At 66.1% G+C, this 11,786-nt stretch carries 12 protein-coding genes; 10 read left to right on the top strand and 2 right to left on the bottom strand.

The genetic code is table 11. From position 1 onward, the window contains the following. The first annotated feature begins 23 nt into the window (after positions 1 to 23). The 5 genes from VIF40_RS14855 to VIF40_RS14835 all read left to right on the top strand — a co-directional run bounded on the left by VIF40_RS14855 (position 24) and on the right by VIF40_RS14835 (position 3,745). Positions 24 to 839 carry a hypothetical protein gene (locus VIF40_RS14855; protein ID WP_331938291.1) on the top strand — a complete coding sequence of 272 codons (816 nt, stop codon included), beginning with the start codon at positions 24 to 26 and terminating at the stop codon, positions 837 to 839. Next, complete coding sequence (locus VIF40_RS14850) at positions 836 to 1,618, top strand: pentapeptide repeat-containing protein (protein WP_414684815.1); 783 nt, start codon at positions 836 to 838, stop codon at positions 1,616 to 1,618. Before VIF40_RS14855 ends, VIF40_RS14850 begins: the two co-directional genes overlap by 4 nt. Positions 1,619 to 1,730: 112 nt before the next feature. Continuing rightward, entirely contained in the window at positions 1,731 to 2,657 is a 927-nt protein-coding gene (locus VIF40_RS14845; protein ID WP_331938289.1) for an ROK family protein, read from the top strand. 50 nt (positions 2,658 to 2,707) lie between these two features. Then, entirely contained in the window at positions 2,708 to 3,076 is a 369-nt protein-coding gene (locus VIF40_RS14840) for a VOC family protein (RefSeq protein WP_331938288.1), read from the top strand. 114 nt (positions 3,077 to 3,190) lie between these two features. After that, positions 3,191 to 3,745, top strand: a complete 555-nt coding sequence (locus VIF40_RS14835) for a hypothetical protein (protein WP_331938287.1) — start codon at positions 3,191 to 3,193, stop codon at positions 3,743 to 3,745. A gap of 82 nt (positions 3,746 to 3,827) precedes the next feature. Here VIF40_RS14835 and VIF40_RS14830 read toward each other — a convergent pair whose 3' ends face one another. Then, complete coding sequence (locus tag VIF40_RS14830) at positions 3,828 to 5,681, bottom strand: M3 family oligoendopeptidase (protein WP_331938286.1); 1,854 nt, start codon at positions 5,679 to 5,681, stop codon at positions 3,828 to 3,830. Between the two features lie 270 nt (positions 5,682 to 5,951). Between VIF40_RS14830 and VIF40_RS14825 the strand changes: the two genes are divergently transcribed. From VIF40_RS14825 to VIF40_RS14810, 4 genes are all read left to right on the top strand, one after another. Next, a complete protein-coding gene (locus VIF40_RS14825; protein ID WP_331938285.1) occupies positions 5,952 to 7,436 on the top strand; it encodes a sigma-54 dependent transcriptional regulator in 1,485 nt (494 codons plus the stop codon). A 126-nt stretch (positions 7,437 to 7,562) separates the two neighbouring features. Beyond that, positions 7,563 to 8,045 (top strand): glutathione peroxidase, encoded by a 483-nt coding sequence (locus tag VIF40_RS14820; protein ID WP_331938284.1) that lies wholly within the window; start codon positions 7,563 to 7,565, stop codon positions 8,043 to 8,045. 178 nt (positions 8,046 to 8,223) lie between these two features. Beyond that, the gene (locus tag VIF40_RS14815) at positions 8,224 to 8,733 is read left to right on the top strand and encodes a glutathione peroxidase (protein ID WP_331938283.1); all 510 of its coding nucleotides are present in this window, start codon (positions 8,224 to 8,226) and stop codon (positions 8,731 to 8,733) included. Then, positions 8,730 to 9,023 (top strand): hypothetical protein, encoded by a 294-nt coding sequence (locus tag VIF40_RS14810; RefSeq protein WP_331938282.1) that lies wholly within the window; start codon positions 8,730 to 8,732, stop codon positions 9,021 to 9,023. The genes VIF40_RS14815 and VIF40_RS14810 overlap by 4 nt, the downstream gene beginning before the upstream one ends. A 26-nt stretch (positions 9,024 to 9,049) precedes the next feature. On the opposite strand, the gene VIF40_RS14805 is transcribed toward VIF40_RS14810, so the two are convergent. Continuing rightward, entirely contained in the window at positions 9,050 to 10,717 is a 1,668-nt protein-coding gene (locus tag VIF40_RS14805) for a sulfite exporter TauE/SafE family protein (protein WP_331938281.1), read from the bottom strand. A 277-nt stretch (positions 10,718 to 10,994) separates the two neighbouring features. On the opposite strand from VIF40_RS14805, the gene VIF40_RS14800 reads away from it, so the two are divergent. After that, on the top strand, positions 10,995 to 11,786 hold a 792-nt coding region (locus VIF40_RS14800), incomplete at its 3' end, for an ATP-dependent metallopeptidase FtsH/Yme1/Tma family protein (protein ID WP_331938280.1).

The raw sequence follows: 11,786 nt of genomic DNA, 5'->3' as shown, positions 1-11,786 counted from the left end.
CGGGGCTTTCGAGGGAGAACGCCATGCTCTATCTGCTCGCCGCCTGCGCCGAGTGGCTCGCCGCCGCGCTCGTCCTGGGGCTCGTCGTCGGCTTCTGGTCCACGACAAAGGTGAAAGGCGCGACTTTCACCGGCTACGGTGTCATCGTGGCCGCGGCCGTCGCGCTCGCCGGCGGCTTTTTCGTCGCCAATCTGCAAGCCATTCCGGGGCGCAACGGCCTCTTCCTCGAATTGGGGCTGCTCTTTGCCGCGGCCTATCTGATCGGCCTGCCCTTCGGCGGCGGCGTGAAGCTGCTGTTCGGCGCCGCCGTTCCCGCCGCTCCCGCCAGGAAGAAGCCGCCCCATGTGGCGCTCCGCGGCGCCGCCGCGCTCGTCGAGGCGCCGCCGGCCCCCTCTCATGCGCCGCCGGCCCCCACCCCTGCCGAGCAGCTCGTCGCCGCCGTGAAAGCGGAGGAGCCGTCCGCTCCCGCGACATCCGCCGCCGAAGCGTCGTCGTCAGCCGCCGAGCCGCGCCGTCGCGCCGCGGCCTCCCCGCGCCCGGCCGAGAGCGAGAAGAAAGCGCCCGGCCAGCGGCCCGAAGGACTCGACGCGCCGCGCGGCGGCCGCGCCGACGATCTGACCAAGATCAAAGGCCTGGGGCCCAAGAGCGTCGAGAAGCTGCATGGGCTCGGCGTCTATCATTTCGACCAGATCGCCGGCTGGTCCTCGGAGAATGTCGCCTGGATCGGCGCGACGCTCGCGGTTCCGGGCCGGCCCGAGCGCGGCCGCTGGGTGGCGCAGGCCAAGGATCTCGCCGGCGCGAAGAGCGAGGCCGCGGCCGAGCGGGCGCAGGCGGAATGAGGGGCGGGCGTCTTCTTGCGGCGTCGCTCCTCCTCTGCGCGGTCTCTGGGGCGCAGGCGCAGGACATGCTGCGCAATGTCGATCTCGCCCAGCCGGCCTATTCGCAGTCGGAATTCACCCGCGCCGACATAGAGGCGCGGCTCGCGGCGACGAAGCCGGGCGAGACGCTCGATCTCTCGGGTCGCAGCCTCAATGGCCTCGATCTCTCCGGCCTCGATCTGACCGGCGTCAATCTGCGCGCGGCGCGGCTGGTGAAAGCGCGGCTCGCCGGCGCGAAGCTCGACGGCGCCATTCTCGATCAGGCCTGGCTGCTGGAGGCCGATCTCTCCGGCGCCACGCTGCGCGGCGCGCATGTCTTCGCGACGCAGCTGCAGCGCGCCCGCGCCGAGGGCGCCGATTTCTCGCGGAGCCGGCTCGCCGCCGATCTCACCGGGGCCGATCTGCGCGGGGCATCGTTCCGCGGCGCGAATCTCTCGGCGGATATGAAGAACCAATCCATGGGGCTGATGCGCGCCGTGCTGCGCTCGGCGCGGCTCGACGGCGCGCATTTCGACGGCGCCGATCTCTCGCGCGCCGACATGCGCTACGCGCGCGCTCCCGGCGCCGTCTTCGACAAAGCCTCGCTGAAGGATGTCGACGCCGCCGGCGCCGATTTCACCGGCGCGCGCTTTGTGGGAACCGCGGCCGAGGGCCTGTCGCTCGATTCCGTGCGGATCGACAGAAGCGCGGCCGCGACGCTGAAAGGCGCGGTCGATCTCGATCGCGCCTATCTGCAATAGAGCGTCGCCAGTCGCAGCGGACGCCGGTTCGGCGTCGGAAGCGCGCCGAAACAAAAGTCTCCAGCGTCGGGGGCTGGCCGATCGCGCCGCCGCCATAGATGAACGAAGGGCGATGACCAGAGAACCCTTCCGCATCGGCGTCGATCTCGGCGGCACCAAGACCGAGGCGATCGCCATGGGTCCCATGGGCGAGACGCTGGCGCGCCTTCGCGCGCCGACGCCCGCTCATGACTACGCCGCCGTTCTGGCGACGATCGGCGGTCTGGTGCTCGATCTCGAGCGCCAGATCGGCGGGCGCGGCAGCGTCGGCGTCGGCACGCCGGGCGTGATCTCGCCACGCACCGGCCTCGTGAAGAACTCCAACACCACAGGGCTCAACGGCAGGCCGCTGGACAAGGACCTCGAGGCGCTGCTCGAGCGCCCGGTGCGGCTCGAGAATGACGCCAATTGCTTCGCGCTGTCGGAGGCCGTGGACGGCGCCGGGGCGGGGGCTCGCGTCGTCTTCGGCGTGATTCTGGGGACGGGCGTCGGCGGCGGCATCGTCGTCGACGGCAAGGTTCTGGCGGGCGTCAACAAGGTGGCGGGCGAATGGGGCCATACGCCGCTGCCGTGGATGACGCCGGACGAGTTTCCCGGGCGGCTCTGCTATTGCGGCCATCACGGCTGCGTGGAGACCTTTCTCTCCGGCCCGGCGCTCGCCTTCGATTACGGCCAGCGCATCGGCGCCGAGGCGAGCGGCGAGGAAATCGCGGCGCGCGCCGCTGCGGGCGAGGCGGCGGCGCGCCATGCGCTGGAAGTCTATCGCGACCGCCTGTCGCGCGCGCTGGCAGGCATCGTCGATCTGCTCGATCCGGATGTGATCGTGCTGGGCGGCGGCGTGTCGAATATCGATTTTATCTATGAGGGGCTGCGCGATCTGGTCGAGAAGCAGGCGTTCTCGGATGTGATCGACACGAAGATCGTGCGCAATGTCCATGGCGACTCGGGCGGCGTGCGCGGCGCCGCGTGGCTGTGGGGCGGGCCGGATCGCGGGAGCTGACGCGCTTTTCCTGATATGATGAGCGGCGTTCCGTTTCTCGGGAGCCGTTCATGTCGAATTTGCAAACGATCGAATTGAAGGCCTTCGTGCCGGCGAAGGATTACGAGCTCTCCAAGCGCTTCTATCAGGACCTGGGTTTCACGCTCGCCTCGGACGCGGGAGGAACCGCCTATTTCCATCACGAGACTGTGAGCTTCCTGCTGCAAAATTTCTACGTGAAGGAATTCGCCGAGAATTTGATGCTGCATCTGCTCGTGGAGGATGTCGACGCGTGGCGGACGAAGGTCGACGAGAGCGGGATCGCAGCGCGCTATGGCGTCGCGGTCTCGGATGTAAGGCGCCAGCCCTGGCGGATGCGTGATTTCACAGTGGTCGATCCTTCGGGCGTATTGTGGCGGATCGGGCAGAATGCGGAGTGAGGGGGCTCGCCCTTCAGCGCGTGAATTTCATCGCGGCGAACAGGAAGCCGCCGAGGGCGAGCTGAGTCACGACCAGCGAGCGGCGAATATCGACTTTCAAATCGGCGGCCGGCCATGCGAAGCGGGGGAGGGCCGGGGAGGGGGCGTCGCGCTGTCTTTGACGAACACTCTCGACTGGAGCGACGCTGCGACGGGGATAACACGCTTTCGCTCGGCGCCTATTCCGAGCTTCAGCGGGCTGCTCGTCGAAATTTTTTCAGCGGAGCCGACCGTCATATCCAAGCCGACAGACGCGAGGGCTGCGCGGATCTCACCGAGCGCGTTTCTCTCGTTGATCGTATCGACGAGCAGATCGTGAACCGATCCATATCTCTCCCACGCGTGATTCCGATAGATCGCGCGGGCGATGTCATCGCGGGCGTCGGGCTCGCGAAACTCGAGCAGCAGAAGCCCGATGCGGCTGAAACGATAACTTTCTTTTTTCAGCTCAGCCAGCGCGTCGCGCAGCGCTTCCGATTCGACCTTCGTCGAAATCGCGCCATCGACATTGGTCGATATCCGCAAAGCGCTCGGCGAATTTTCGTTCTCATGGAGAGCGATCGTCACCGGTCCTTTCTCGACCGGGAAGGTCCACTCTCTGACTTGCTGTGCGGAGACGCTCGTGTGTGAAGCGACGAGGGCCGAGATCAGGACCGTTCGAAAACATATCCCCATTCAATGTCCTTGCCGCTTCTGCGCGAGGAGGCGGCCCTCACGCCCCCTCCATCGCCTCCAGCTCCGCGATGAGCCCTTCGATCATCTCGAGCCCTATGCCCCAAAAGGCGGGATCGCGCGCGTCCAGGCCGAAAGGCGCGAGCAGCTCGTTGTAGGGCTTGGCGCCGCCCGCCTCGAGCAGGCCGAAATAGCGCTCGGCGAAACCCGTCTCCGCCTTTTGATAGACGCCATAGAGCGAGTTCACGAGACAATCGCCGAAGGCGTAGGCGTAGACATAGAAGGGCGAATGCACGAAATGCGGAATATAGGCCCAGAAGGATTCGTATCCTTCGCCGAGCCGGATGGCCGGGCCGAGACTGTCGCTCTGCACGCTCATCCACAGCTCGCAGAGCTTGTCGGCGGTCAGCTCGCCCTTCTTGCGCTCGGTGTGGACCTTGCGCTCGAAAGAATAGAAAGCGATCTGCCGCACCACAGTGTTGAGCATGTCCTCCACCTTGGCGGCGAGCAGCGCGCGCTTCTTGTCGGTCTCGGTCGTCTGCGCCAATAGTGAGCGGAAGGTCAGCATCTCGCCGAAGACGGAGGCCGTCTCGGCCAGCGTCAGCGGCGTCGGCGCCATCAGCGCGCCCTGCCGCGCGGCGAGCACTTGATGCACGCCATGGCCGAGCTCATGGGCGAGCGTCATCACATCGCGCGTCTTGCCCTGGAAATTGACCAGAACATAAGGATGCACGGACGGCACGGTCGGATGCGCGAAGGCGCCCGGCGCCTTGCCCGGCCGCACCGGCGCGTCGATCCAGCCGCGCTCGAAGAAGCGTGAGGCGATCTCCGCCATTTGCGGCGCGAAGCCGCTATACGCCTTCAGAACGATGTCGCGCGCCTCGTCCCAGCCATAGACATGCGAGGGAACCGAGGGCAGCGGCGCATTGCGGTCCCAATAGTCCAGCGCCTCTCTGCCGAACCATTTGGCCTTGAGCTTGTAATAGCGATGCGAGAGCCTGGGATGCGCGGCGGTGACGCTCGCCACCAGCGCCTCGACCACCTCCGGCTCGACCCGGTTGGAGAGATGGCGGGAGTCGGCGACGTCCTTGAAGCCGCGCCAACGGTCGCCGATCTCCTTATCCTTGGCGAGCGTGTTGGTGACGAGCGCGAAGGTGCGCAGATTGGCCTTCAGCGTCGCGCCGACCGCGAGCGCCGCCTCGCGCCGCACCTCCTCATGCGAATCCTGCATCAGATTGAGCGCGGGCTCGATCGTCAGCTCCTTGCCGCCGATCGAAAAGCGCAGCGAGGCGATGGTCTCGTCGAAGAGGCGGTTCCAGGCGGCGCGGCCGGTGACGGATTTCTCGTGGAAGAGACGCTCCAGCTCGTCGGAGAGCTCATAGGGCTTCTCCATGCGAATGTCTTCCAGCCAGGGCTTCCAATGCGACAGCGGCGGCGTCGCCGCGGCGGCGTCGAGCGCGGCGTCGTCGACACGGTTCAGCTCGAGCTGAAAAAACAGCAATTGCGTCGAAATTTCAGTGATTTTATCTTGAATGTCGCCGTAGAATTTGGCGCGCGCGGGGTCGCTGGTGTCGCCGGCGTAGACGAGGCCCGCATAGGACATGATTCGGCCCAACAGGTCCTGTAGCGCCTCATAGCGCCGCACGGCCTCTGCGAGCCTCTCGCTCGCCGCCGCGCCGGCCGCCAATTCGCCGAGATGGCCACGAAGCTCGGCCGCGAAGGCGGAGGCCTCCTGTTCCGCCGCCGCTATGTCGGCGGCCAGCGCCGGCGACTCCGGCGCGGGATAGAGATCGGCGAGATTCCATTCGGGGAGCGTGGGGCCGGGCTCGCCGGACTGCGCCTCGGAGACGGCGTCGTGAAGGGGGCCTTGGACGCGGGCGTGAAGTTGCGGCATGGTTCAAACCGGGAGTTGAGGATGAAGGGCGCTTGGCCGAATATCGGGCGCGGAGCGGGAAAAATGCAAGTCTCGCGCCGTTGGAGAGATTTCACGCCTTTCGGCGCGTGGATTCGTCGGGACGGCGAGGCTCTCGTTAACGACCCATTTACCCTGATCCCCGAGCATGGGCCGAAGATGTCGCCGCTCACGTCCTTTGCCATACGCGCCGGATCGTCGCGATCCGGTCGGGCCCACGCCGCGCAGGCCTGAGAGATTTCAAGAGGATCAATGACTTCCACGATACTTATCGCCGACGACGATCCGGTCCAGCGCCGTCTGCTCGAGGCTTCGGCGCGGCGTTTCGGCTTCGATGTCGAGACGGTCGAGGGCGGCGAGCAGGTGCTGACGCGGCTGACGAAGAGCGGCGCGACGCCGATCGATCTGCTCATTCTCGACCTCGTCATGCCCGATCTCGACGGCATGGGCGTGCTCACCCGCATGCGCGACCTCAAGATCGACGTGCCCGTCATCGTGCAGACCGCCAATGGCTCCATCGAGACGGTGATCTCGGCCATGCGCGCCGGCGCGCATGATTTCGTCGTCAAGCCGGTCGGCGCGGAGCGTCTGCAGGTCTCCATCAAGAATGCGCTGTCCGCCGATGCGCTCGCGGGCGAGCTGCGCCGCGTCAACCGCCGCACGCAGGGCGCGCTGACCTTCCGCGATCTCGTCTCCCGCAGCGACGAGATGGCGCGCGTCATCCGCCTCGGTGAGCGCGCCGCCCATTCGAATATTCCGGTGCTCATCGAGGGCGAGTCGGGCGTCGGCAAGGAGATCGTCGCGCGCGCCATTCAGGGCGGCTCGGATCGCCGCGGCAAGGCCTTCGTCACGGTGAATTGCGGCGCTCTGCCCGCCAATCTCGTCGAATCCATCCTCTTCGGCCATGAGAAGGGCGCCTTCACCGGCGCCACCGAGAAGCATTCGGGCAAATTCCTCGAGGCCAATGGCGGCACGCTGTTTCTCGACGAGATCGGCGAATTGCCGCTGGAGACGCAGGTGAAGCTGCTGCGCGCCTTGCAGGAGGGCGAGATCGACCCCGTCGGCGCCAAGCGTCCGGTGCGCGTCGATATCCGCCTCATCTCGGCGACGAACCAAAATCTGATCGAGCTGGTCAAGCGCGGCTTGTTCCGCGAGGATTTGTTCTATCGTCTCAATGTCTTCCCGATCACCATTCCGCCGCTGCGGGCGCGCCGCGACGACATTGGCGATCTGGCGCGCCGCTTCGCCATCCGCTTCGCGGCGGAGGAGAACAAGCGCCTGCGCGGCATCGCCCACGAGGCCGCCAATCTGCTGGCCAGCTACGACTGGCCGGGCAATGTCCGCCAGCTCGAGAACGCCGTGTTCCGCGCCGTGGTGCTGGCCGACGGCGACGAGCTGACGGTCAATGAGTTCCCGCAGATCGCCGCCCATGTGGACGGGTTTTCGGCCCGCGTGCCGCCGGTCCCGGCGCCCGCCGCGCCCGGCTCCGCGCCGGAGCGGGAGATCGTGCGCGTCGAGATTCGCGATCCCAATGTGATGGCGCTGCTCGGGCCGCATGGCGATATGCGCCGGCTCGAGGAGCTGGAGGCCGAGGTCATCAAATTCGCCCTCGTCCATTATCGGGGGCAGATGTCGGAAATTGCGCGTCGTCTGGGCATCGGTCGCTCGACGCTCTACCGCAAAATGAAGGAGTACGGGCTCGGCGAGGAGATGGACGAGAATGTCGACGCCGCCTGATGAGGCGAAGGCGCCGCGAATTTAGGCGTTTCGTGGCTTGCCCACGGCGCGGCTCGCCGCCATTCTGAGGACCAGAAAGCGCCGGGCGCCAGGGCGCCTGCGCACAGAACGGAGACCTTCTCAGTCATGTCCGAACTCTATGATATCGAAGCGCGCACGATCGATGGGACCACCCAAAAGCTCGGCGACTACGCCGGCAAGGTGATTCTCGTCGTCAATGTGGCGAGCAGATGCGGCTTCACCCCGCAATACACCGGGCTCGAGGCGATCTGGAACGAGAACCGCGACAAGGGTTTCGTCATTCTGGCATTCCCCTGCAATCAGTTCAGCAATCAGGAGCCGGGAACCGACGAGGAGATCAAGACCTTCTGCTCGACCCGTTTCGTCACGACCTTCCCGCTGTTCAGCAAGATCGAGGTGAATGGCGAGAATCAGCACCCACTCTTCAAGCTGCTGAAGGAGAAGGACCCTGCCTCGGCGGACGACGTCAAATGGAACTTCACCAAATTCCTCATCGACCGAAAGGGGAATGTGGTGAAGCGCTTCCAGGCGACCAACACGCCGCGCCAGCTGGAGCCCGACATTCTCGCCCTGCTCGCCGAGGCGTGAGGCGCGCGCCCACCGCCGTCCCGAGACAATGGGTCGAGCCGGCGGGCGTCGTGACGAATCCCCACGGCTGCGCCATATTGGTCGAGAGGCTCCGCCGATCCGCCGCCCGAGCGGCCGGCTCGGCGAGCCTCTCGCGCGCCCCCGATCGAGGCGGTGATTTCGAGAGGTCGCCTCGGCCATGAGCTGCGTTCCGATCTCGAGCTGCGTTCACGATTTCGAGGCGCGCCGTTTGGACGGCGCGAATGCGAGCCTGTCCGATTGGGCCGGCGAGGTCCTGCTCATCGTCAATGTGGCGAGCAAATGCGGCTTCACGCCGCAATATGAAGGGCTCGAGGCGCTCTGGCGCGCCTACCGCGAGCGCGGTTTCGCCGTGCTCGGCTTTCCCTGCGATCAATTCGGCCATCAGGAGCCCGGCGACGAGGCGCAGATCGGCGCCTTCTGCTCCACGCGCTACGACGTCACTTTTCCGCTCTTCGCCAAGATCGAGGTGAATGGCGAGACCGCGCATCCGCTCTATCGTTTTCTGAAGGCGCAGGCGCCGGGCCTCTTCGGCACGCAGGCGATCAAATGGAATTTCACCAAATTCCTCGTCGATCGAAAGGGCCGCGTCGTGAAACGCTATGCGCCGACCGACAGGCCGAAGGCGATCGCGGGCGACATAGAGACGCTGCTGGCGGAGGCTGCATGACCATCGCGATCGACATTGTGCGCCGCGACGACGGCGGGCCGAAAACCCACTCCTTCGACGTCGTCGTGCGCGACGCGGCCAGCAAATCGCGCCATCGCGTGACCATGTCGCAAACGCTCGCCGAGCGATTGGGCGGCGGCGTCTCCAGCGCCGAGCAATGTCTCAGCGCGGCCTTTCGCTTCCTGCTCGACCGCGAGTCCAAGGAGCAGATTCTCGCGCAATTCGATGTGAGCGTGATCTCGCTGTATTTTCCGGAATTCGAGCGCGAGCTGCCGAAATATCTGGAGTGATGGCGAGCGTTCATCCGAAAGCCGAATCATTCGCCCGGCAGAGCAATCGTCGTCTCCGGCTTCAGCCGTCGCGGATCGAGACCGGGATTGGCGGCGAGAATGTCCTTCCATCGCGCAGGATCGCCATAGCGCTTGGCGGCGATGCGGCGCAGAGTGTCGCCGGCGACGATGCGATAGTCTTTGTTTCGCGCCGCCGACCGCGCGCTCGCCTTCTCCTCTGCGGGCTTCTCCTCTGCGCGCTTGTCTTCCGCGCGCTTTTCTTCCGGCGGCTTCGCGGCGACGGCTGCGGGTGAGGGCGCCGGCGCGTCCTTCACGTCGAATTCGCCGCGCAGCATGCCCATCCAGCAGCTCCAATGGATGACGCCGGCCTCGCGCGGCGTGAAGTCGATCGTCTGCTTGCCCGGCTTCACGTCGAATTCGAGACCGAGGCTCGGAACGACGATGCGCTTATTGCAATTGGTGATTTCCTTGCCGTCGACGACCCAATGGACCGGCACGCCCTTCGCCAGAGTGAAGCGATCGGGCGAGAAGCCGGCGGCGACGACATCCATCTCGATCGTCTGAGAGGCCGCTCGATCCGGAGACGCCGAGGCTCGCGGCGCGGCGGCCGGCGCGGGGGAGGGGACGGCGCTCTCGCCGCTCCCGCGCAATGTTCCGACGATGGATTGCAGATCATAGCCCCAGCCGGTGAGGATCAGGCCGCGATTGATCATCACCGCGCCGAGCGCGACGACGATCGCGCCCGAGGCCATCAGCAGACGATGCGTCAGCGAGGCGGAGACGAGCGTCGACAGCGCGCCGAAGCTCATCATCACGGGCAGCGTGCCGAGACCGAAAGCCAGCAGCATTTTCGCGCCCTCGAGCGCGCTGCCGGTTCCCGCCGCCATCACATACATGGCCTGCAAAGGCCCGCAGGCGATCATCAGCCCGTTGAGCAGGCCGATGACGAAGGGCCGATGCGAGGTCCCGGCGCGGCGATCGACATAGCGCTGCAACGGCGCCGGCAGAGCGAAGCGAAACCGCCGCAGCGGCCTGAGCAGGCCGAGCATGTTGAGGCCGAAGACGATCAGAAAGGCGCCCGCCGCGACGCCGGCGACGCCGCGCAGCATGGGCGTGAAGGCGATGAAGGCGCCGACGAGGCCGAACAATGCGCCGATCGTCGTGTAGGAGAGCGTCTTGCCCGCGCCATAGAGCAGATGCGAGCGATAGGACGGACGGCCGAGGCGCGCGTCCTCGGCGGTGTAGCTCAGCACGAAGCCGCCGCACATTCCGATGCAGTGAAAGCCGGTGAGCAGGCCGAGCAGGAAGATGAGGTCGAGGCTCATATGGCGGCCGATATCGGGCGCGCCGGCCTCGCCGATCCAATGCGTGTCGATGAAGACGAGCAGGGCGACCCCCGCGAGCCCGAGGAGGAGCCCCGACGTCCTCGCGAGGCGGCTGCGCCCGGGCGCTTCGGCGGGGACGGTTCGATAGCCCTGGCTCTCGACCGCGGCGCGGATCGCCTCGGGCGTGGCGGTCGCGGGGTCATAGACGACCGACACCCATTCGGTCGGATAATCGGCCTTCACCGTGGCGACGCCGGGGAGCTTGCGCACGGCCCCCTCTATGGCGTGCTCGCAGCCGTGGCAATGCATTCCGCGTGCGCGAAAACGCATACTGCCGCGCGTGCGCAAGCCGCCGCTCGCCTCGCCCATTCGCCGCTCTCCTTCTCGAATCATATCTGTTCGAGCGCAGGCTCGGGAAATGGCCGCCGCGACGCGCGAGGCTGCGACCTTTTGTCTCGGATGAGGCCGGAGCCGCCCTGCGTCGGCGACGGTCTAGCCAACGGCCAGGCTCATGATCGCGCCTAATGGCCCATGACTGCATTTAATTTGGCGACTTGGAGATGCTGTCGTAAGGTCACAAAAGCGACACGCGCCGTCGATGCGGGAGACGTCCCGCAGCTGGCAGGACCGTCCGTCGGAGGTCGTGATGAAACTGAATTACAAGCCCTTCATGATATTCGCGATTGTCGCGCTGCTCGCCGTCGCTCTGGCCATGCTGTTCGATCAGCGCAACCAGCGCACGGCGGGCCGCGACATCACCTTCAGCGAATTGCTGGCGCAGATCGATCAGGGCCGCGTCCATGACGTGACCATCGCCGGCAATGAGATCAGCGGGCATTTCGCCGACAATCGCTCCTTCACCACTTATGCGCCGAATGATCCGACGCTGGTGCAGCGCCTGGCCGCGAAGAATGTCTCCATCAGCGCGCGTCCGTCGAGCGACAGCGGCAATTGGTGGATGACGCTGTTCCTGAATGCGCTGCCGCTCATCGCCTTTCTCGGCGTGTGGGTTTTTCTCTCGCGGCAGATGCAGAATGGCGGCGCCGGCCGGGCCATGGGCTTCGGCAAGTCCAAGGCGAAGCTGCTCACCGAGACGCAGGGCCGCGTGACCTTCGAGGATGTCGCCGGCGTCGACGAGGCGAAAGAGGATTTGCAGGAGATCGTCGAGTTCCTGCGCGATCCGCAGAAATTCCAGCGCCTCGGCGGACGCATTCCGCGCGGGGTGCTGCTCGTCGGACCGCCCGGCACGGGCAAGACGCTGCTCGCCCGCGCCATCGCCGGCGAGGCGAATGTGCCTTTCTTCACCATATCGGGCTCCGACTTCGTCGAGATGTTCGTCGGCGTCGGCGCGAGCCGCGTGCGCGACATGTTCGAGCAGGCCAAGAAGAACGCGCCCTGCATCATCTTCGTCGACGAGATCGACGCCGTCGGTCGCCAT

Origin of the sequence: Methylosinus sp. (assembly GCF_036560965.1) — a bacterium.
Classification (GTDB): domain Bacteria; phylum Pseudomonadota; class Alphaproteobacteria; order Rhizobiales; family Beijerinckiaceae; genus Methylosinus.
This window is presented reverse-complemented; position numbering and strand designations above follow the sequence as displayed.

What these genes read in the sequence shown, in the direction of transcription:
- VIF40_RS14825 (WP_331938285.1), top strand. Translation starts at nt 5,952, where the DNA reads ATGACTTCCACGATACTTATCGCCGACGACGATCCGGTCCAGCGCCGT.
- VIF40_RS14810 (WP_331938282.1), top strand. Translation starts at nt 8,730, where the DNA reads ATGACCATCGCGATCGACATTGTGCGCCGCGACGACGGCGGGCCGAAA.
- VIF40_RS14850 (WP_414684815.1), top strand. Translation starts at nt 836, where the DNA reads ATGAGGGGCGGGCGTCTTCTTGCGGCGTCGCTCCTCCTCTGCGCGGTC.
- VIF40_RS14840 (WP_331938288.1), top strand. Translation starts at nt 2,708, where the DNA reads ATGTCGAATTTGCAAACGATCGAATTGAAGGCCTTCGTGCCGGCGAAG.
- VIF40_RS14845 (WP_331938289.1), top strand. Translation starts at nt 1,731, where the DNA reads ATGACCAGAGAACCCTTCCGCATCGGCGTCGATCTCGGCGGCACCAAG.
- VIF40_RS14805 (WP_331938281.1), bottom strand. Translation starts at nt 10,717, where the DNA reads ATGGGCGAGGCGAGCGGCGGCTTGCGCACGCGCGGCAGTATGCGTTTT.
- VIF40_RS14855 (WP_331938291.1), top strand. Translation starts at nt 24, where the DNA reads ATGCTCTATCTGCTCGCCGCCTGCGCCGAGTGGCTCGCCGCCGCGCTC.
- VIF40_RS14835 (WP_331938287.1), top strand. Translation starts at nt 3,191, where the DNA reads ATGCGAAGCGGGGGAGGGCCGGGGAGGGGGCGTCGCGCTGTCTTTGAC.
- VIF40_RS14815 (WP_331938283.1), top strand. Translation starts at nt 8,224, where the DNA reads ATGAGCTGCGTTCCGATCTCGAGCTGCGTTCACGATTTCGAGGCGCGC.
- VIF40_RS14830 (WP_331938286.1), bottom strand. Translation starts at nt 5,681, where the DNA reads ATGCCGCAACTTCACGCCCGCGTCCAAGGCCCCCTTCACGACGCCGTC.
- VIF40_RS14820 (WP_331938284.1), top strand. Translation starts at nt 7,563, where the DNA reads ATGTCCGAACTCTATGATATCGAAGCGCGCACGATCGATGGGACCACC.